Below are 20,388 nucleotides of genomic sequence, written 5' to 3' on the forward strand. Positions count from 1 at the left end.
CGTCACTGAATGTTGACGTCGACGCTCGCCGGCAGGTCGATGCGCATGAGCGCGTCGACCGTCTTGGGCGTCGGGTCGAGGATGTCGATGAGTCGCTTGTGCGTGCGCATCTCGAAGTGCTCGCGCGAGTCCTTGTACTTGTGCGGCGAGCGGATGACGCAGTACACGTTCTTCTCGGTGGGCAGCGGCACGGGGCCGACGACCCGGGCACCGGTACGCGTCACGGTCTCCACGATCTTGCGAGCAGACGCGTCGATTGCCTCGTGGTCATAGGCCTTGAGCCTGATGCGGATCTTCTGTCCCGCCATGGTCGTCGGTCGTCCTCTTCTTCCTGCCGCGGGGGTGTCGCGGTTCGGCCCCGTAAGAACTCGCGCCGTGCTGCCACCGGATGTCCGGCGGGCCGGCTGCGGCCCGTGCTCTGTTCAGGTCTGAATTCGGTCCGGAGTCGTGCGCCCAGTTCCCTGGTGCACTGGTCCGGCCGGGGCTCTCCAGTCCACGAGGTCGGGCGTGTCGCGCCCTACCCGCATGGTTCTGCCCGGGTCACCGCGTCCCACCCCCCGTCTGGGGCGGGCATGTCGCTGGAATGTCCCCGATCCCACGGACGAACCGCGGAGCGGGGCCTCACAACGAACATGGCGCGTGGTACGCGACCCCTGGACTACCGGAGACCGGGAACAGGAGCGGTGCTCCCACGCGCCATGCTCGTCGTGCAACCCGTCAAGGATGACACACCGCTGTGCGGCACCCTCGACCGGGGGGTGCGTCACGGGGCCGCCCTCGTCGGGACGGCCCCGTCACGTCACGCGTTGATCTTGGTGACCTGGCCGGCGCCCACGGTGCGGCCACCCTCACGGATGGCGAACTGCAGGCCCTCCTCCATGGCGATCGGCTGGATCAGCTGAACGCTCATGGTGGTGTTGTCACCCGGCATGACCATCTCGGTGCCCTGCGGAAGGGTCACGACGCCGGTCACGTCGGTCGTCCGGAAGTAGAACTGCGGACGGTAGTTGTTGAAGAACGGGGTGTGACGACCGCCCTCGTCCTTGCCCAGGATGTACACCTGGCCCTCGAACTCGGTGTGCGGGGTGATCGAACCCGGCTTCACGACGACCTGGCCGCGCTCCACGTCCTCACGCTTGATGCCGCGCAGGAGCAGACCGACGTTCTCGCCGGCGCGACCCTCGTCGAGGATCTTGCGGAACATCTCGACACCGGTGACGGTGGTCGAGGTCTTGTTCGGCCGGATCCCGACGATGTCGACGGTCTCGTTGACCTTGACGATGCCGCGCTCGATACGGCCGGTCACGACGGTGCCGCGACCGGTGATCGTGAAGACGTCCTCGACGGGCATGAGGAACGGCTTCTCGATGTCGCGCTCGGGCTCGGGGATCGCCTCGTCGACGGCGTCCATGAGCTCGACGATGGCCTCGGCCCACTTGTCGTCGCCCTCGAGCGCCTTCAGCGCCGAGACGCGCACGATCGGGAGGTCGTCGCCCGGGTAGTCCTGAGCCGACAGCAGCTCGCGGACCTCCATCTCGACGAGCTCCATGATCTCCTCGTCGTCGACCATGTCCGCCTTGTTCAGGGCGACGACGATGTACGGCACGCCGACCTGACGCGCGAGCAGCACGTGCTCACGGGTCTGGGGCATCGGGCCGTCGGTCGCGGCGACCACCAGGATCGCGCCGTCCATCTGGGCGGCACCGGTGATCATGTTCTTCACGTAGTCGGCGTGCCCGGGGCAGTCGACGTGCGCGTAGTGCCGCTTCTCGGTCTGGTACTCGACGTGCGCGATGGAGATCGTGATACCGCGCTGGCGCTCTTCCGGCGCCTTGTCGATCATGTCGAACGCCGAAGCCTCGTTGAGGTTCGGGAACTTGTCGTGCAGAACCTTGGTGATGGCCGCCGTCAGCGTGGTCTTGCCGTGGTCGATGTGACCGATGGTGCCGATGTTGACGTGCGGCTTGGTCCGCTCGAACTTCGCCTTCGCCACTGCTGGGTCCTCCTGGACTCGTGTCTGTACTCCGCCGTGCTGACGGCAGGTCTGTGGGTGTCGGGTGGTGCGGGCCGCGGACCTTACCGATCCGCGGACCGCACCCTCCGAGCAGGTCGGGCACGGGGGCCCGCCCCGGGGAGCTCTTACTCGCCCGTGGCCTTCGCGATGATCTCCTTCGCCACGTTCGCCGGAACCTCGGCGTAGGAGTCGAAGACCATCGTGTAGTTCGCCCGGCCCTGGGTCCGCGACCGCAGGTCGCCGACGTAGCCGAACATCTCGGACAGCGGCACGGTCGCCTTGACGACGCGGGCACCGGCCCGCTCCTCCATGGCCTGGATCTGGCCGCGGCGGGAGTTCAGGTCGCCGATGACGTCGCCCATGTAGTCCTCGGGCGTCATCACCTCGACGGCCATCATGGGCTCGAGGATGGCGGGGCTCGCCTTGCGGGCCGCCTCCTTGAACGCCATGGAACCGGCGACCTTGAAGGCCATCTCCGAGGAGTCGACCTCGTGGTACTGACCGTCCAGCAGCGTGAGCTTCACGCTGACGACGGGGTAGCCGGCCTGGATGCCGTACTGCATGGCGTCCTGGGCACCGGCGTCGACCGACGGGATGTACTCCCGCGGGACACGGCCACCGGTGACCTTGTTCTCGAACTCGTACAGCGCACCGTCGCCGCTGGTGAGCGGCTCGAGCTTGATGATGACGCGGGCGAACTGGCCCGAACCACCGGTCTGCTTCTTGTGCGTGTACTCGAACTTCTCGACGGCCTTCTTGATGGTCTCCCGGTAGGCCACCTGCGGCTTACCGATGTTGGCCTCGACCTTGTAGTCGGACTTCATCCGGTTGACCAGCACCTCGAGGTGCAGCTCGCCCATGCCGGCGATGATGGTCTGGCCGGTCTCGTCGTCCAGGGAGACCTGGAACGTCGGGTCCTCCTCCGCCAGCTTCTGGATCGCCAGCGAGAGCTTCTCCTGGTCCGCCTTCGACTTGGGCTCGACGGCGACCTGGATGACCGGGTCCGGGAAGGTCATCGACTCGAGGACGATCGGGTTCTGCGGGTCGCAGAGCGTGTCCCCGGTGGTCGTGTCCTTCAGACCGATGACCGCGTAGATGTGGCCGGCCACGGCCTCGTCGACCGGGTTCTCCTTGTTGGAGTGCATCTGGAAGAGCTTCCCGATGCGCTCCTTCCGGTCCTTGGTCGAGTTGATGACCTGGGCGCCGGCGGCGACCTGACCCGAGTAGACCCGGATGTAGGTCAGCTTGCCGAAGAACGGGTGCGCGGCGATCTTGAAGGCGAGAGCCGAGAACGGCTCCTCCTTCGACGGCTTGCGGCTCGCCGGCGTCTCACCGTCGGTGAGGAAACCCTCGACCGGCGGCACGTCGTACGGCGACGGCAGGTAGTCGATGACCGCGTCCAGCATCGGCTGGACACCCTTGTTCTTGAAGGCCGAGCCGCAGAGGACCGGGTAGGCGGCGCGGTTGGTCACCAGCGCGCGGACACCGGTCTTGATCTGCTCGGTCGTCAGCTCCTCGCCACCGAGGTAGAGCTCCATGAGGTCGTCGTCGGTCTCGGCTACGGCCTCGACGAGCGCCGTGCGGTACTCCTCGGCCTTGGCCTGGAGGTCCGCCGGGATCTCCTCGACGGTGTAGTCCTCGCCCTTGGCCACCTCGCCGCGCCACGTGAGCGCGCGCATCTCGACCAGGTCGATGACACCGATGAAGTCGTTCTCGGAGCCGATCGGGATCTGCAGCGGCAGCGGGGTCGCGTTCAGGCGGTCCTTGATCGTCTGAACGGTGAAGTAGAAGTCCGCGCCCAGCTTGTCCATCTTGTTGACGAAGCAGATGCGGGGGACGTCGTACTTGGTGGCCTGCCGCCAGACCTGCTCGGACTGCGGCTCGACCCCCTCCTTGCCGTCGAAGACCGCGACCGCGCCGTCGAGCACCCGCAGCGAACGCTCCACCTCGACGGTGAAGTCGACGTGCCCGGGGGTGTCGATGATGTTGATCTGGTGGTTCTTCCAGAAGCAGGTCGTCGCGGCCGACGTGATCGTGATGCCGCGCTTCTGCTCCTCCTCCATCCAGTCCATGGTGGCGGCGCCGTCGTGCACCTCACCGAGCTTGTAGTTGATCCCGGTGTAGTACAGGATCCGCTCGGTCGTGGTCGTCTTACCGGCGTCGATGTGGGCCATGATGCCGATGTTGCGGACCTTGGTCAGGTCCGTCAGCACGTCCTGTGCTGCCACTGCTCAGCTCTCCCTGGATCGCGAGTTGGCGCCCGACGGTCGGCCGGTCACCAGCGGTAGTGGGCGAAGGCGCGGTTCGACTCCGCCATCTTGTGCATGTCCTCGCGCCGCTTGACGCTGGCGCCGAGGCCGTTGCTGGCGTCGAGCAGCTCGTTCATGAGGCGCTCGACCATGGTCTTCTCGCGACGCTGGCCGGAGTAGGTGACCAGCCACCGCAGTCCCAGGGTGGTCTGCCGGACGGCACGGACCTCGACGGGGACCTGGTAGGTCGCGCCACCGACACGGCGGCTGCGGACCTCGAGGGCCGGCTTGACGTTGTCCAGAGCGCGCTTCAGCGTGACGACCGGGTCGGTGCCGGTCTTGTCCCGGGTGCCCTCGAGGGCGGCGTAGACGATGCGCTCGGCGAGCGACCGCTTTCCGTCCTTGAGGACCTTGTTCACCAGCTGGGTGACCAGCGGCGAGCCGTAGACCGGGTCCGAGACCAGCGGACGCTTCGGGGCGGGGCCCTTGCGGGGCATCAGCTCTTCTCCTTCTTCGCGCCGTAGCGGCTGCGGGACTGCTTGCGGTTCTTCACGCCCTGGGTGTCCAGCGACCCACGGATGACCTTGTAGCGCACGCCGGGGAGGTCCTTCACACGACCACCGCGCACGAGCACGATGCTGTGCTCCTGCAGGTTGTGGCCCTCACCGGGGATGTACGCGGTGACCTCGATGCCGCTGGACAGCCGCACACGAGCGACCTTGCGCAGCGCCGAGTTCGGCTTCTTGGGCGTGGTGGTGTACACGCGGGTGCAGACCCCGCGGCGCTGAGGACTTCCCTTCAGCGCGGCGGTCTTGGTCTTGGAGACCTTGTCCTCGCGGCCCTTGCGGACCAGCTGCTGGATCGTGGGCATGAACCGTCTACTTCTTCCCGTCGACGTGGCTCGACTGTCTCGCTCGCCGTGACACTGGTGATCTTGGTTCGGGTCCCGGGCCCCGGGCGCCGGCGTGGCGGCCGGCTCTCGCCGGACCCCGCCACCGTCGCGCCGGACCCCGAGGTCGGGCGTGTCGTCCCGGGCACGCTCGGGGCCGGAAGGGCCCCGCGGAGGCTGTCGGGACGTCCGGCGTGCCCTGCTCCGGGGTGCAACCACAGACCTGACGGTCGGAACCGGCGGATCGGTGCACACCACGGGACACGCGGACCTGCCCAACCGGAGCCGAGCACAGGACATGAGAATACCCGGCCCTCTTCGACACGGTCAAAGCGGGTCCGTTCCGGGCGTCCGCCTCGGACCTGCCTTCGGGACCATCGGGGGCTTCGGTGGTCCGCGGATCCTCCGGGACGACGCCCGGAGGAGACCTGTGGTGACTCGACGATGCCGCACGACGCCGCCGCTGGCAAGCGGACTCACCCGCTCGTCGCAGATCGGCGGCCGCTCGTCGCGGCCGGATCGGTGGTGGGCGATGACTGCGCCCCAGCGGGATCCACCGTGTCGTCACGGTGTGGATCGCCCTGTGGACAGTGGCGGAGGAGGGACGGTTACGGTCCGGTATGCACCTGCCGACGGCCGTCAACCGCCTCGCCACACGAGCACTCATCGCACCCTTGCTGGGACCCACACTACCCGTCGGTCTGCGACGGCGTGGACTCGACCTCGTCGGCGCCTCGCTCCCGCTGCCCCGCGGCACCCGCCGGGCGTTCGGGACGCTCGGCGGGGTGCCCACCGCGGTGGTGGCACCGCCCGGGCCGCTCGCCCCGCACCGGGTGCTCTACCTGCACGGAGGCGGCTACCTCGTGGGGTCCTCGGCGTCGCACCGGCCGCTGCTGGCCGGCCTCGCGCACGCGACGGGGAGCGCGGTGCTCGCGCCCCACTACCGGCTCGCTCCGGAGCACCCGTTCCCGGCCGCCCTCGACGACGCCCACGCCGCCTGGACCGCGCTGCGGACCGCGGGGATCCCGGCGCGGCACATCGCGGTGGCGGGCGACTCCGCGGGCGGGGGGCTCACCCTGTCGCTGCTGCTGCGACTGCGCGCGGCCGGCGAGGACCTGCCGGGATCGATCGGGCTGATCTCGCCCTGGCTGGACCTGTCCTGCACCGCCGACGCCCTCACCCGCAACGCCGCCTCCGACGCGATGCTGGCCGCGTCGTGGCTGCCGGACGCCGTCGCCGACTACGCGGGCCCGCACACCGGTGCGCCCGAGCTGAACCCGCTGGACGCCGACCTGGCGGGACTGCCGCCGCTGCACGTCGTCGCGGGGGCCGAGGAGATCCTGGTCGACGACGCCGACACCCTGGTCGAGCGCGCCCGGTCGGCGGGCACCCCGGTCACCCACGACCGGGTGCCCGGCATGTGGCACGCGTTCCCCACCCTGGCCGGGGTCCTGGCCGAGGCCGACGCCTCGCTGCACACCCTGGGCGCCGCGCTGCGCGCGGACTGCCTGCGCTGAGACCGCGCCCCGGGACGGCCCCGGACGCACGGACGGGGCCGGGCACCACCACGGGAGCGTGGTGCCCGGCCCCGTCCGGGACCTCCCTCGGTCACCACGGGCCCGCCGTCGCGGGCCCGTGGTGGGCGACGACCTAGCGGTAGTCGCGACCGAAGTCGTAGTCGTCCAGCGGCACCGCGGCGCCGGTGCCCGTGCCGAAGACGTCCGGGCTGTAGTAGCCGTCGTCGTAGCTCGGCAGCGCGTAGGCGGCCGCGCGGGCCTCCTCGGTCGGCTGGACCTGGATGTTGCGGTACCGGTTGATGCCGGTGCCGGCCGGGATCAGCTTACCGATGATCACGTTCTCCTTGAGCCCGACGAGCTTGTCGCGCTTCCCGTTGATCGCGGCATCGGTGAGGATGCGGGTGGTCTCCTGGAACGAGGCCGCGGACAGCCACGACTCCGTCGCCAGCGAGGCCTTGGTGATCCCCATCAGGACCGGACGGCCCGACGCCGGCTCCAGACCCTCGGCGACGACCCGGCGGTTCTCGGACTCGAACTCGCCCCGCTCGGCCAGTGCGCCGGGCAGGAACTCGGTCGCGCCCGAGTCGATGATCGTGACCCGGCGCAGCATCTGCCGGACGATGACCTCGATGTGCTTGTCGTGGATGTCCACGCTCTGCGTGCGGTACACCTTCTGCACCTCACGCGTGAGGTGCAGCTGCACCTCACGCGGGCCCATGACACGCAGCACCTCGTGCGGGTCCGCCATGCCCTCGAGGAGCAGCTGGCCGACCGTCACGTGGTCGCCGTCGGCGAGCGGACGCTCGACACCGTCGACGGTGGTCATCCCGAGCCACTGCCGCTTGGACAGCTTCTCGTAGACGATCTCCTCGCCGCCGTCGTCGGGGATCAGCGTGATCTTCCAGAACCGGTCGCCGTCCTCGATGCGGATGCGGCCGTCGACGTCGGCGATCGGCGCCTTGCCGCGCGGGACCCGGGCCTCGAACAGCTCGGTGACACGCGGCAGACCGGTCGTGATGTCGTCACCCGCGACGCCACCCTGCTTGAACGTACGCATCGTCAGCTGCGTGCCGGGCTCACCGATGGACTGCGCCGCGACGATACCGACCGCCTCGCCGACGTCCACCAGCTTGCCGGTGGCCATCGAGCGGCCGTAGCACATGCCGCAGATACCGGTGGCCGAGGCACAGGTCAGCGCGGAGCGGACCCGTACCGTCTTCACACCGGCCGCGACGAGCGCGTCGAGCACGGCGTCGCCGAGGTCGTCGCCCTTGCGGACCAGCACGGTGCCGTCCGGTCCGGTGATCTCCTCGCCGGAGGTCCGTGCGTAGACCGAGGTGCGCAGGTAACGGTGCGGGATGAACCGGCCGGCGCTCGTCTCCTCGGTGACCGCCATCGGGATGGCGCGCTCGGTGCCGCAGTCGACCTCGCGGACGATGACGTCCTGCGACACGTCGACCAGACGACGGGTCAGGTACCCGGAGTCCGCGGTCCGCAGCGCGGTGTCCGCCAGACCCTTACGGGTGCCGTGGGTGGAGATGAAGTACTCCAGCACCGACAGGCCCTCGCGGTAGGAGGCCTTGATCGGACGCGGGATGAACTCACCCTTGGGGTTCGCGACCAGACCCTTCATACCCGCCAGCTGGCGGATCTGGGTCATGTTGCCCGCGGCCCCGGACTGCACGATCGTCGGGATCGGGTTGTCCTCGGGGAAGTTCTGCTCCATCGCCTTGGCGACCTCCTCGGTCGCCCGGCTCCAGATCTTGACCATCTCGTCGTTGCGCTCCTGGTGCGACAGGGCACCACGCTGGTAGCGCTTGTTGATCTGGTCGGCCTTCGCCTCGTACTCCTCGAGGATGCCCGCCTTGGCCGGCGGGACCAGCACGTCCGCGATCGAGATCGTGACGCCGGAGCGCGTGGCCCAGTAGAAGCCCGCGTCCTTCAGCCGGTCCAGGACCTGCGCGACCTCGGTCATCGAGTAGCGCTCGGCCAGCTCGTTGACGATCGTGGCCTGGCGCTTCTTCGGCAGCGGCTCGTTGACGAACGGGTAGTCCGCCGGCAGGAGCTCGTTGAACAGCACCCGCCCGAGCGTGGTCTCCGCGGTCCAGACGCCGTCCTCGGTCACGGTCTCGGCCGCGGCACCGGGGGTCGGCGTGACCTGCGGGAGCCGGATCTTGATCGGCGCCTGCAGGTGGAGGACCTTGCGGTCGTAGGCCATGATCGCCTCGGCCGCGGAGCCGTAGTGGTTCCCGGCGCCGTGGGCCTCCTCGCGGAGACGGGTCAGGTGGTACAGACCCGTGACCATGTCCAGACGCGGCATCGCCAGCGGGCGACCCGACGCCGGGGACAGGATGTTGTTCGACGACAGCATCAGCACGCGGGCCTCGGACTGCGCCTCGGCCGACAGCGGCAGGTGCACCGCCATCTGGTCACCGTCGAAGTCCGCGTTGAACGCCTCGCAGACCAGCGGGTGCAGCTGGATGGCCTTGCCCTCCACCAGCTGCGGCTCGAAGGCCTGGATGCCGAGACGGTGCAGCGTCGGCGCACGGTTCAGCAGCACGGGGTGCTCGGAGATGACCTCCTCGAGCACGTCCCACACCTGCGAGCGGCCGCGCTCGACCATCCGCTTGGCCGACTTGATGTTCTGCGCGTGGTTGAGGTCCACCAGGCGCTTCATCACGAACGGCTTGAACAGCTCCAGCGCCATCTGCTTGGGCAGACCGCACTGGTGCAGCTTCAGCTGCGGGCCGACGACGATGACCGAACGGCCCGAGTAGTCGACGCGCTTGCCGAGCAGGTTCTGGCGGAACCGGCCCTGCTTGCCCTTCAGCAGGTCGGACAGCGACTTGAGCGGGCGGTTGCCCGGCCCGGTCACCGGCCGGCCGCGACGGCCGTTGTCGAACAGCGCGTCGACGGACTCCTGGAGCATCCGCTTCTCGTTGTTGACGATGATCTCGGGCGCGCCGAGGTCGATCAGTCGCTTGAGGCGGTTGTTCCGGTTGATGACCCGGCGGTACAGGTCGTTCAGGTCCGAGGTCGCGAAGCGGCCACCGTCGAGCTGCACCATCGGGCGCAGGTCCGGCGGGATGACCGGGACGCAGTCGAGCACCATGCCCATCGGCGAGTTGCCGGTGGTCTGGAACGCCGCGACGACCTTCAGCCGCTTGAGCGCGCGCAGCTTCTTCTGGCCCTTGCCGGACCGGATGATCTCGCGCAGCTTCTCGGCCTCGGCCGGGATGTCGAAGTTCTCCAGCAGCTTCTGGATCGCCTCGGCACCCATGGCGCCGGTGAAGTAGTCGCCGTAGCGGTCGTACAGCTCGCGGTAGATGGACTCGTCCGCGATGAGCTGCTGGACGTCGAGCTTGGTGAACGTCGTCCAGATCTCGTCGAGCCGGTCCAGCTCGCGCTGGGCGCGGTCGCGCAGCTGACGCATCTCGCGCTCGCCGCCGTCCTTCACCTTGCGGCGGACGTCGCCCTTGGCCCCCTCGGCCTCGAGCTCGGCGATGTCGGCCTCGAGCTTCTGGGCGCGGGCCTCCAGGTCGGCGTCGCGGGTCTGCTCGACCCGGCGGCGCTCCACGCTCATCTCGTTCTCGAGCGTGGACATGTCGTTGTGCCGCAGCTCGGTGTTCACCGAGGTGATCACGTACGCCGCGAAGTAGATGATCTTCTCGAGGTCCTTGGGAGCCAGGTCGAGCAGGTAGCCCAGCCGGCTCGGGACGCCCTTGAAGTACCAGATGTGCGTGACCGGAGCGGCCAGCTCGATGTGGCCCATCCGCTCACGACGCACCTTGGCGCGCGTGACCTCCACGCCGCAGCGCTCGCAGATGATGCCCTTGAACCGGACGCGCTTGTACTTGCCGCAGTAGCACTCCCAGTCCCGGGTCGGACCGAAGATCTTCTCGCAGAAGAGCCCGTCCTTCTCCGGCTTCAGGGTGCGGTAGTTGATGGTCTCGGGCTTCTTGACCTCACCGTGCGACCACTGGCGGATGCCCTCGGCGGTGGCCAGGCCGATGCGCAGTTCGTCGAAGAAGTTGACGTCGAGCACGTATGTCCTCTGTTTCTTCGTTTAAAGGGCGGCTGGTCGGACGGGGGTCAGTTGACGACGTCGTCGACGGTCATCGACTCCGAGCCCGGGCGGCTGGACAGGTTGATGCCCAGGTTCGCCGCGGCACGCTCGAGGTCCTCGTCGTCGGCGTCCCGCATCTCGATCGCCGCACCGTCGCTGGAGAGCACCTCGACGTTCAGGCAGAGCGACTGCAGCTCCTTGAGGAGCACCTTGAACGACTCGGGGATCCCCGGCTCCGGGATGTTCTCGCCCTTGACGATCGCCTCGTAGACCTTCACGCGGCCCACGACGTCGTCGGACTTGATCGTCAGCAGCTCCTGCAGGGTGTAGGCCGCGCCGTAGGCCTGCATCGCCCAGCACTCCATCTCACCGAAGCGCTGGCCACCGAACTGCGCCTTACCGCCCAGCGGCTGCTGGGTGATCATCGAGTAGGGGCCGGTCGACCGGGCGTGGATCTTGTCGTCCACCAGGTGGGCCAGCTTCAGGATGTACATGTAGCCGACCGCTACCGGGAACGGGTACGGCTCACCGGAGCGGCCGTCGAGCAGCTGCGCCTTGCCGTCCGGACCGACCATCCGCTCGCCGTCCCGGTTGGGGCGGGTCGAGGCGAGCAGACCCGTGATCTCGTGCTCGCGCGCACCGTCGAACACCGGCGTCGCGGTGTTCGTGTCGGCGGGCACCGAGTAGAGCTCCTCGGGCATCTGTGCCGCCCACTCGGGCGTGCCCTCGATCTCCCAGCCGGACTTGGCGATCCACCCGAGGTGGGTCTCCAGGATCTGGCCGATGTTCATCCGTCGCGGCACACCGTGGGTGTTCAGGATGATGTCGACCGGCGTGCCGTCCGGGAGGAACGGCATGTCCTCCTGCGGGAGGATCTTGCCGATGACACCCTTGTTGCCGTGCCGGCCGGCGAGCTTGTCGCCGTCGGAGATCTTGCGCTTCTGGGCCACGTAGACGCGGACCAGCTCGTTGACGCCCGGGGCCAGCTCGTCGTCGTCGTCGCGGGAGAAGACCCGGATGCCGATGACCTTGCCGTTCTCGCCGTGCGGCACCTTCAGCGAGGTGTCGCGGACCTCGCGCGCCTTCTCGCCGAAGATCGCGCGGAGCAGGCGCTCCTCCGGGGTCAGCTCGGTCTCGCCCTTGGGCGTGACCTTGCCGACCAGGATGTCGCCGGGCTGGACCTCGGCGCCGATCCGGATGATGCCGCGCTCGTCGAGGTCGGCCAGCACGTCCTCGGAGACGTTCGGGATGTCCCGGGTGATCTCCTCGGCGCCCAGCTTCGTGTCGCGCGCGTCGATCTCGTGCTCCTCGATGTGGATCGAGGTGAGCACGTCGTCCTGCACGAGGCGCTGCGACAGGATGATCGCGTCCTCGTAGTTGTGACCCTCCCACGGCATGATCGCCACGAGCAGGTTCTTGCCCAGCGCCATCTCGCCGTTCTCGGTGCAGGGACCGTCGGCGAGCACCTGGCCCACCTCGACCCGCGCGCCCTCGTCGACGATGGGCTTCTGGTTGTTGCAGGTGCCCTGGTTCGAGCGGCGGAACTTGTTCAGACGGTAGGTCTGACGCTGCCCCTCGTCGTCCATGACGGTGATGTAGTCGGCGCACAGCTCCTCGACCACACCGGCGGACTCGGCGGTGACGACGTCACCGGCGTCGACGGCGGCACGCAGCTCCATGCCGGTACCGACCAGCGGCGACTCCGAGCGCAGCAGCGGCACCGACTGGCGCTGCATGTTCGCGCCCATCAGCGCGCGGTTCGCGTCGTCGTGCTCGAGGAACGGGATCATCGCCGTCGCGACCGACACCATCTGGCGCGGCGAGACGTCGATGTACTCCACGCCCGAGGGCGAGATCAGGTCGACCTCGCCGCCCTTGCGGCGGACCAGGACGCGCTCCTCGGCGAACGAGCCGTCCTCGTTGAGCTGGGCGTTGGCCTGGGCGACGACGAAGCGGTCCTCCTCGTCGGCGGTCAGGTAGTCGATCTGCGAGGTGACGACGCCGTCGACGACCTTGCGGTACGGCGTCTCGATGAAGCCGAACGGGTTGACCCGAGCGAACGAGGCCAGCGAGCCGATCAGACCGATGTTCGGACCCTCGGGGGTCTCGATCGGGCACATACGGCCGTAGTGCGACGGGTGGACGTCGCGGACCTCCATGCCGGCACGCTCACGGGACAGACCGCCCGGGCCGAGCGCCGACAGGCGGCGCTTGTGGGTCAGTCCGGCCAGCGGGTTGTGCTGGTCCATGAACTGCGACAGCTGCGAGGTGCCGAAGAACTCCCGGATCGCGGCCGTGATCGGCCGGGTGTTGATCAGGGTCTGCGGCGTGATGGCCTCGGCGTCCTGGGTGGTCATCCGCTCGCGGACGACCCGCTCGGTGCGGGACAGACCGACCCGGACCTGGTTCTGGATCAGCTCGCCGACGGTACGCAGGCGCCGGTTGCCGAAGTGGTCGATGTCGTCGGTCTCGACCGGGATCTCCCGCGCGGAGTCACCGGAGCCGACCGCCATCGTGGTCTCGCCGGCGTGCAGCCGGACGAGGTACTCGATGGTGGTGGCGACATCCTCCTCGGTCAGCGTGCCGACCGAGTTCTCGATGTCGAGGCCGAGCTTCTTGTTGGCCTTGTAGCGCCCGACCTTGGCCATGTCGTAGCGCTTGTCCTTGAAGAACAGGTTCTCTAGCAGCGCCTGGGCCGACTCGCGCGTCGGCGGCTCGCCGGGGCGCAGCTTGCGGTAGATGTCGAGCAGCGCCTCGTCCTGGCCCGCGGTGTTGTCCTTCTCGAGCGTCGTCATGATCGTCTCGGAGAACCCGAAACGCTCACCGATCTGCTCGGCGGTCCAGCCGAGGGCCTTCAGCAGCACGGTGACCGGCTGCCGGCGCTTGCGGTCGATGCGGACACCGACGGTGTCGCGCTTGTCGACGTCGAACTCCAGCCACGCACCCCGGCTCGGGATGATCTTGACCGAGTAGACGTCCTTCTCGGTCGTCTTGTCGATCGCGTGGTCGAAGTAGACACCCGGCGAACGGACGAGCTGCGACACGACGACGCGCTCGGTGCCGTTGATGATGAAGGTGCCCTTGTCGGTCATCACGGGGAACTCGCCCATGAAGACCGTCTGGGACTTGATCTCACCGGTGGTGTTGTTCGTGAACTCCGCCGTGACGAACAGCGGGGCGCCGTAGGTCATGTCCTTGTCGCGGCACTCCTCGACCGAGGCCTTGACCTCGTCGAAGCGCGGGTCGGAGAACGACAGCGACATCGAGCCGGAGAAGTCCTCGATCGGCGAGATCTCGGTGAGGATCTCCTCCAGACCGCTGACCGGCATCTCGTCACCGGCCTCGATCCGGCGCTGGAACCAGGCCTCGCTGCCGACCAGCCACTCGTAGGACTGGATCTGCAGGTCGAGGAGGTCGGGGACCTCCAACGGCTGGGCGATCTTCGCGAAGGTGACCCGGGTCGGTGCGCCGGGGTAGTTCGGGTTCGCCGAAGCGGAGAGGGTCGAGGTGGTCGCGGCGGCGCGGGAGACAGCCAAGATGCGTCCTTCCGAGAACTGCGCTTCTCGTCTGGCGTGCGCCGGTGGCGGGCGCTACCGTCTCCCTCGATCCGATCGGGGTCCCCCCGGATCGCGGGCCGGTAGCCGGCCACGTCGCACGCCGTCTGTTGTCGGGCACTGACGGACGAACGAACCCCCGCACCCACATCCGCCGAACCCTCTCCGGCGGCCGACGGATCGGTCCGGAAGTCTTCCCCGGTCGTGAGCGCGTGAGTCTGGACGCAGACAGCGCAAAGAATGACTATAGACGCTGCGAGCGCAGCTGTCGAGACAGGTCGCCGATTCCAGCATCCAGGCAACCACCGTTGCCCAAGGGTGACCTGCACGCCGCACCGAGTCAAGTCCCACTTCGTCGACGAACGGTCACTCCGCCGGGACGACCGGTCCTCCGACGCCCGTTCAGGTCGATCCGGGTGACGGTTGACACGGTGTTGTCGGGACGACAACGATCGGTCACAGGTCGGTGACGGCCGACGGCGACGAAAGGACGACGATGTCCGACAGCACTCCTGCCATGCGCGAGCTCCTCGGTGACGACGCCCCGAGCAACTGGGGCAGGTGGGGCCCCGACGACGAGCTGGGCTGCCTCAACTACCTGGACGCCGGCGAGGTCCTGCGCGGCGTGCAGCACGTCCGCTCCGGCGAGGTGTTCACCCTGCAGATCCACATGGGACGGACCGAGGCGCCGGGCGACCCGCTGTGGCCGGGCCGGGAGGGCATCAAGCGCCAGAACGTCATGGACGAGGGCACCTGGGACTCCGAGGGCGCACCGCAGTTCCCCGGCGGCCTGCACTACGCCGACGACACCGCGCTCATCTTCCTGCAGGGCTCCACGCAGTACGACGCGCTCGGGCACGTCTGGTACGACGGCAAGCTCTGGAACGGCTACGACGCGCGGTCCACCGTCGGTGCGATGGACCGGGCCTCGGTGCTGCCGATCGCGGAGAAGGGCGTGGTCGGCCGCGGCGTGCTGATCGACATGGCCCGGCACCGCGGCAAGGAGTGGCTGGACAAGGGAGAGACCTTCGACCACACCGATCTCGAAGCCGCCGCGCAGGCGCAGGGCGTCACGATCGAGCCGCACGACGTGCTCGTCGTCCGCACCGGATGGATGAAGTACTGGTACGAGCTCAACGACCCGGCCACCTTCTACACCGACTTCACCGAGCCCGGCCTCACCTACTCCCGCGAGCTCGTGGAGTGGTTCCAGCGCAAGGAGATCCCGAACCTGGTCACCGACACGATCGCCAACGAGGTGACCAGCGAGCCGCACACCGGCGTCGCGCTGCCGCTGCACTGCGCGCTCATGCGCAACCTCGGTGTCGCCCTCACCGAGATCGCCTGGCTCGACGACCTCGCCGACGCCTGCGCCGCCGACGGCCGGTGGAGCTTCCTCTACGCCGCGGCGCCGCTGAAGGTCGTCAACGGCACGGGGGCGCCGGTCAACCCGATCGTGATCCGCTGATGTCCTACGCCGACCGCCCGTGGCTGGCCCGCTACGCCGACGGCCAGCCGCACGACCTCACCCCGGACCACCCGGACGCGCTGTCGATGTTCCGGGCCGCGGTGGCGCGCAACCCCGACGGCGACGCGGTCCGCTACTTCGACGGTGCGCTCACCTACCGCGAGCTCGACGAGCGCACCGACGCCTTCGCCGCCGGGCTGCTGGCCGGCGGGTTCACCGCGGGCGAGCGGGTCGCGATGTACCTGCAGAACGTGCCGCAGTTCGTGATCGGGCTGGTCGGGACGTGGAAGGCCGGTGGCATCGCGGTCTCGATCAACCCGATGAACCGCGAGCGCGAGCTGGAGCTGCTGCTGCGCGACTCCGGCTCGGCGGTGCTGGTCTGCCTGGAGTCGCTCTACGCCGAGGTCGCCGCCGCGGTGCTGCCGGGCACCGACGTCCGGCTGGTGCTGACGACCTCCGAGCGCGACCTGCAGACCCGTGACGACCCGCGTGCGTTCCCGGGGTCCCGACGACCGGACCTGTCCGGGGCCGACGTCACCGACCTGACGGCGTTCCTCGACCGGCACCGCGGGACCACTCCCCCACCGGTGTCGTTCGACCCCGGTGACACCGCGTTCCTCACCTACACCTCCGGGACGACCGGTCCGCCGAAGGGCGCGATGAACACCCACCGCAACGTGGTGTTCAACAGCCGGGCCTACGCGGTCTGGTGCGGGCTCGGCGACGACGAGGTCGTCCTGGGCATCGCGCCGCTGTTCCACATCACCGGACTGATCGCGCACGTCACGGTGGCCCAGTACCTGGCGGCGCCGCTCGTGCTGTTCCACCGGTTCGAGCCCTCGCTCGGCGTCGACGTGATCCGCGAGCAGCGGCCGACGTTCACCGTCGGGGCGATCACCGTGTTCATCGCACTGATGAACGCGCCGAACGCCGACCGCTCCGCGCTGGAGTCGCTGCGCACGATCTGCTCGGGCGGCGCCCCGATCCCGCCGTCGACGGTGACCGCGTTCCACGACTTCTACGGACACTGGATCCACAACGTCTACGGGCTCACCGAGACGACGTCGCCGTCGCACGGCACGCCGATCGGCACGCAGGGGCCGGTGGACCCGGCGTCCGGGGCGCTGTCGGTGGGGGTGCCGATCTACAGCACCGTCGTGCGGATCGTCGGCGACGACGGCACGGAGCTCCCGCCCGGCGAGGTCGGCGAGATCTGCACGACCGGGCCGCAGGTGGTGTCGGGCTACTGGAACAAGCCGGAGGAGACGGCGAACGCGCTGCCCGGGGGCGAGCTGCACACCGGCGACGTCGGCTACATGGACGACCAGGGCTGGTTCTACATCGTCGACCGGAAGAAGGACCAGATCAACGCGGGCGGCTACAAGGTCTGGCCGCGGGAGGTGGAGGACGTCCTCTACGAGCATCCCGCGGTGCGCGAGGCGGCCGTCGTCGGTGTCCCCGACGAGTACCGCGGTGAGACGGTGAAGGCGTTCGTGTCGCTGCGCGAGGGCGCGAGCGCCACCCCGGAGGAGATCATCGCCTTCACCAGGGAGAGGATGGCCGCCTACAAGTACCCGCGACAGCTGGAGCTGCTCGACGAGGTCCCGAAGACGGTCACCGGCAAGGTCCTGCGCCGGGAGCTGCGGGCGCGCGAACGACAGGGCTGACCCCACGGACGACGAAGGGGCGCCGATCCGTCCGGATCGGCGCCCCTTCGTGCGAGCGGTGCTCAGGTCACTTGAGCGAGACCTTCGCGCCGGCCTCCTCGAGCTTCGTCTTGGCGGCCTCGGCGGCCTCCTTGGCGACACCCTCGAGCAGCGGCTTCGGCGCGGACTCGACGAGGTCCTTCGCCTCCTTCAGGCCCAGGCCCGAGACGACCTCGCGGACGACCTTGATGACCTGGATCTTCTTGTCGCCGGCGGCCTCGAGGACGACGTCGAACTCGTCCTTCTCCTCCTCGGCCGGAGCGGCGGCGCCGCCCGCAGCGGCACCCGGGGCGGCGACGGCGACCGGGGCGGCCGCGGTGACCTCGAAGGTGTCCTCGAACTTCTTCACGAAGTCCGAGAGCTCGAGCAGGGTGAGCTCCTTGAAGGCGTCGAGCAGCTCGTCGGTGGACAGCTTCGCCATGGTGGCGGTCCTTTCTCTACGAAAGACAGATGGGGGTGGTGGTCAGCTCTCGGCGGAGTCGCCGTCGGCCTCGGCCGGAGCGGCGGACTCGGCCTTCTTGTCGGCCAGCGCCTGCGCGAGGCGGGCGACCTGCGAGGCCGGGGCGTTGAACAGCCCGGCGGCCTTGGACAGGTTGGCCTTCATCGCGCCGGCCAGCTTGGCCAGCAGGACCTCACGGGTCTCGAGGTCCGCCAGCTGCTCGACCTCGGCGGTGGACAGGGCGCGCCCGTCCATGTACCCGCCCTTGATCGTCAGACCGGGGTTGTCCTTCGCGAACTGCTTGATCGCCTTGGCGGCCTCGACGGGCTCACCCTTGATGAAGGTGATGGCCGTCGGGCCGGCGAGCAGGTCGTCCAGGCCCTGGACCCCGGCCTCCGCCGCCGCGCGCTTGACCAGGGTGTTCTTCGCGACGCGGAAGTTCGCGTCCGAACCCAGGTCCCGGCGCAGCTGGGTCAGCTTGGCGACGCTGAGCCCGCGGTACTCGGTCACGACCGAGGCGTCCGACTCGCGGAAGCGGTTGGTGATCTCCTCGACCGCTGCGACCTTCTCAGGTGCTGCCATCGCTGCCCTCCTCTCGGGGGTCGGTCTCGTGCACGTGGGACGTGCTTGGGGGTGCCACCGACGCAGTTCCCACTCCGACCCCGGAGACGACGAACGCCCCGTGCGCAGCAGCACGGGGCGTCGGAAGTTCGTGGGGCGCTCTCGCGCCCGATGTCGCCTCGTCCTCCTGCGCGGGCCGCCCGGACGTTCCCGGAACCTTCGTACGCCCTTCGGGAAGGACGCGGACCTGCGGTCTTCGGTGGATCGGGGGTAACTGTAGCTCCTCGCCGTACCCCCGGTTCACCCGGGGGTACGGCGACGGGTGGGCCTGCTCAGGCCGGGGTCATCGCGGAGATCTTCCAGCGGCCGTCGACGAACTGGGCGTCGACCCGGAGCCGGGCCGCCGCGGCGCCCTCCTGCGGGGCACCCCCGTCGGCCTGGCGGCGGATGACCTGGTTGACGAAGGCGTAGACGGTCGCGCGGTCGCCGTCGATGCTCGCCACGGCGAGCTTCGGGATCGTCGCGGTGACCACGGCCTTCTGCTGCGGCGCGAGGTCCTTCACGCTGCCGAAGATCTTGTCGAACTCCGGCTGGAACCCGGGGGTGATGACGCCGCGGGCGTCGTCCTCGGCCTGCTGGAGGCGGGCGTAGTCGAAGGAGTAGACCTTCGTGATCGCCTCACCGACCTGCTCGCCGACCTGTGCGGTGGCGCCGACGTCGGTCAACGCGGTGTTCGACGCCGAGCCGGTGAAGGTCGTGCGGTACCACTCGGCACCGAAGAACGCGGCGGCCGCGACGAGCAGCACCGTGACCGCGAGCAGCAGCCCGGTGGCCCGGCGGGTGGTCGGCGCGGCGAGCAGCGACCGCCGGCGCGGGGTGGACGGGTCGTCGCCGGCCCCGGACCCGGCGTCGTCCGCGGCACCGGCGTCGGGGTCGGTGTCACCGGCGGTGTCGGTCCCGCCGGAGCGCACCGGAGCGGCGGCCGGGGTCTCGGGGAGGGTGCCGGCGGAACGCTCGTCGACGGCGACGCCGCCGGTGCCGGTCGTCTCCTCGTCGGGCTCGTCGGCGCGGGTGCGCGGGCGGCCCGCGACCTGGGGCCTGCGGATGCCGCCCGCGGGGCGGCGGCGGGGGCTGGACATGCGGTGACCTCCTGGGGTGGTCGACCTGGGAGCGAGGGCGGTGCGGGGCACCGCCGGGTGGGCCGGGGGTCGGGCCGGACGGTCAGCCCGTACCCGGGGTGACCAGCGGCTCCAGTGCGTCGACCTTCCAGCCGTCGTCGGTGCGGACCATGCCGAGCTCGATCCGCTGGCGGGTCACGGCGGGCTGCCCGCCCTCCGGGGTGACGGTGACGTCGACGCCGGCCAGCACCCGGGCGGTCCCGGCGCGCGGGTCCACCTCGGTCACCGCGGCGTCGGTGACGGTCGCGGCGGTGGTGCGCTTCTGGTCGGTGACCAGCTTGGCGTAGGCGTCGCGGTTGGACACGAACTCGTCGCGGACCGAGCCTGCCGAGGACTGGATCCACAGGTCCAGGCCCTTCTGGGCGTCGGAGTGGTCCAGGGTGTTCAGGTTGATCACGGCCTGGCGGGCGTCCCGGAGCGCCTCGTCGCGGGCCTGAGCGACCTGGGTGGCGTCGCTGTTCAGCGCGAACAGCCACAGCCCGCCCAGGACGAGGGCCAGCACCGCCGCGACGACGGCGGCCACCGGCAGTCCCCTGGCGAGCGGTCCGGGCGGGGTCCGGCCGCCGTCCGGAGCGGTGTCGGGCTCCACGGGCGCGGCACCGTCCTGGGTGTCGGCCGTCGGGTCGGCCTTCGTGTCGGCGTCGGAGCCGGCAACGTCGGTGTTCATCGGGGAGCGTTCCTCCTCCCGGCTGCGGGGGCACAGCCGCTCGGCGACCGCACCGGGCGGTGCGTGGAATCGCCCGTGGG

The 20,388-nt window shown here is 69.5% G+C and carries 14 protein-coding genes; 3 read left to right on the forward strand and 11 right to left on the reverse strand.

What is annotated here, in order from left to right; genetic code table 11:
- Window positions 1-2: 2 nt before the first annotated feature.
- The 5 genes from rpsJ to rpsL all read right to left on the reverse strand — a co-directional run bounded on the left by rpsJ (window position 3) and on the right by rpsL (window position 5,134).
- Entirely contained in the window at window positions 3-308 is a 306-nt protein-coding gene (gene rpsJ / locus KPF47_RS30395; RefSeq protein ID WP_003938093.1) for a 30S ribosomal protein S10, read from the reverse strand.
- Between the two features lie 491 nt (window positions 309-799).
- Complete coding sequence (tuf, locus tag KPF47_RS30400; RefSeq protein WP_062397848.1) at window positions 800-1,993, reverse strand: elongation factor Tu; 1,194 nt, start codon at window positions 1,991-1,993, stop codon at window positions 800-802.
- Window positions 1,994-2,139: 146 nt separating this feature from the next.
- The gene (gene fusA, locus KPF47_RS30405) at window positions 2,140-4,242 is read right to left on the reverse strand and encodes an elongation factor G (protein ID WP_308015536.1); all 2,103 of its coding nucleotides are present in this window, start codon (window positions 4,240-4,242) and stop codon (window positions 2,140-2,142) included.
- Between the two features lie 47 nt (window positions 4,243-4,289).
- Window positions 4,290-4,760, reverse strand: a complete 471-nt coding sequence (gene rpsG / locus KPF47_RS30410; RefSeq protein WP_020622942.1) for a 30S ribosomal protein S7 — start codon at window positions 4,758-4,760, stop codon at window positions 4,290-4,292.
- Window positions 4,760-5,134, reverse strand: a complete 375-nt coding sequence (rpsL, locus tag KPF47_RS30415) for a 30S ribosomal protein S12 (RefSeq protein ID WP_020622943.1) — start codon at window positions 5,132-5,134, stop codon at window positions 4,760-4,762. The genes rpsG and rpsL overlap by 1 nt, the downstream gene beginning before the upstream one ends.
- A gap of 692 nt (window positions 5,135-5,826) precedes the next feature.
- Here rpsL and KPF47_RS30420 point away from each other — a divergent pair.
- Window positions 5,827-6,669, forward strand: a complete 843-nt coding sequence (locus KPF47_RS30420) for an alpha/beta hydrolase fold domain-containing protein (RefSeq protein ID WP_224392218.1) — start codon at window positions 5,827-5,829, stop codon at window positions 6,667-6,669.
- 133 nt (window positions 6,670-6,802) lie between these two features.
- Here the strand turns inward: KPF47_RS30420 and KPF47_RS30425 are convergent, their stop codons facing one another.
- Together KPF47_RS30425 and KPF47_RS30430 are read right to left on the reverse strand one after the other, a co-directional pair.
- Window positions 6,803-10,714 carry a DNA-directed RNA polymerase subunit beta' gene (locus KPF47_RS30425; protein WP_224392219.1) on the reverse strand — a complete coding sequence of 1,304 codons (3,912 nt, stop codon included), beginning with the start codon at window positions 10,712-10,714 and terminating at the stop codon, window positions 6,803-6,805.
- A gap of 47 nt (window positions 10,715-10,761) precedes the next feature.
- Window positions 10,762-14,271 carry a DNA-directed RNA polymerase subunit beta gene (locus KPF47_RS30430; RefSeq protein ID WP_224392220.1) on the reverse strand — a complete coding sequence of 1,170 codons (3,510 nt, stop codon included), beginning with the start codon at window positions 14,269-14,271 and terminating at the stop codon, window positions 10,762-10,764.
- Between the two features lie 514 nt (window positions 14,272-14,785).
- Between KPF47_RS30430 and KPF47_RS30435 the strand changes: the two genes are divergently transcribed.
- Together KPF47_RS30435 and KPF47_RS30440 are read left to right on the forward strand one after the other, a co-directional pair.
- Complete coding sequence (locus tag KPF47_RS30435) at window positions 14,786-15,757, forward strand: cyclase family protein (RefSeq protein ID WP_224392221.1); 972 nt, start codon at window positions 14,786-14,788, stop codon at window positions 15,755-15,757.
- The gene (locus tag KPF47_RS30440; protein WP_224392222.1) at window positions 15,757-17,424 is read left to right on the forward strand and encodes an AMP-binding protein; all 1,668 of its coding nucleotides are present in this window, start codon (window positions 15,757-15,759) and stop codon (window positions 17,422-17,424) included. The genes KPF47_RS30435 and KPF47_RS30440 overlap by 1 nt, the downstream gene beginning before the upstream one ends.
- A 67-nt stretch (window positions 17,425-17,491) precedes the next feature.
- Here KPF47_RS30440 and rplL read toward each other — a convergent pair whose 3' ends face one another.
- From rplL to KPF47_RS30460, 4 genes are all read right to left on the reverse strand, one after another.
- On the reverse strand, window positions 17,492-17,884 hold the full coding sequence (gene rplL / locus KPF47_RS30445) for a 50S ribosomal protein L7/L12 (RefSeq protein ID WP_224392223.1): 393 nt from the start codon (window positions 17,882-17,884) through the stop codon (window positions 17,492-17,494).
- Between the two features lie 42 nt (window positions 17,885-17,926).
- Window positions 17,927-18,484, reverse strand: a complete 558-nt coding sequence (rplJ, locus tag KPF47_RS30450; protein ID WP_224392224.1) for a 50S ribosomal protein L10 — start codon at window positions 18,482-18,484, stop codon at window positions 17,927-17,929.
- 311 nt (window positions 18,485-18,795) lie between these two features.
- Window positions 18,796-19,602 (reverse strand): nuclear transport factor 2 family protein, encoded by an 807-nt coding sequence (locus KPF47_RS30455; protein ID WP_224392225.1) that lies wholly within the window; start codon window positions 19,600-19,602, stop codon window positions 18,796-18,798.
- Window positions 19,603-19,684: 82 nt separating this feature from the next.
- Complete coding sequence (locus KPF47_RS30460; protein WP_224392226.1) at window positions 19,685-20,308, reverse strand: hypothetical protein; 624 nt, start codon at window positions 20,306-20,308, stop codon at window positions 19,685-19,687.
- Between the last annotated feature and the right edge of the window lie 80 nt (window positions 20,309-20,388).

It is taken from the genome of Pseudonocardia sp. ICBG1293, assembly GCF_020131355.1.
Taxonomy (GTDB): Bacteria; Actinomycetota; Actinomycetes; order Mycobacteriales; family Pseudonocardiaceae; genus Pseudonocardia.

What these genes read in the sequence shown, in the direction of transcription:
- KPF47_RS30455 (WP_224392225.1), bottom strand. Translation starts at nt 19,602, where the DNA reads ATGTCCAGCCCCCGCCGCCGCCCCGCGGGCGGCATCCGCAGGCCCCAG.
- KPF47_RS30460 (WP_224392226.1), bottom strand. Translation starts at nt 20,308, where the DNA reads ATGAACACCGACGTTGCCGGCTCCGACGCCGACACGAAGGCCGACCCG.
- rpsL (WP_020622943.1), bottom strand. Translation starts at nt 5,134, where the DNA reads ATGCCCACGATCCAGCAGCTGGTCCGCAAGGGCCGCGAGGACAAGGTC.
- KPF47_RS30435 (WP_224392221.1), top strand. Translation starts at nt 14,786, where the DNA reads ATGTCCGACAGCACTCCTGCCATGCGCGAGCTCCTCGGTGACGACGCC.
- rpsJ (WP_003938093.1), bottom strand. Translation starts at nt 308, where the DNA reads ATGGCGGGACAGAAGATCCGCATCAGGCTCAAGGCCTATGACCACGAG.
- rpsG (WP_020622942.1), bottom strand. Translation starts at nt 4,760, where the DNA reads ATGCCCCGCAAGGGCCCCGCCCCGAAGCGTCCGCTGGTCTCGGACCCG.
- rplJ (WP_224392224.1), bottom strand. Translation starts at nt 18,484, where the DNA reads ATGGCAGCACCTGAGAAGGTCGCAGCGGTCGAGGAGATCACCAACCGC.
- rplL (WP_224392223.1), bottom strand. Translation starts at nt 17,884, where the DNA reads ATGGCGAAGCTGTCCACCGACGAGCTGCTCGACGCCTTCAAGGAGCTC.
- KPF47_RS30440 (WP_224392222.1), top strand. Translation starts at nt 15,757, where the DNA reads ATGTCCTACGCCGACCGCCCGTGGCTGGCCCGCTACGCCGACGGCCAG.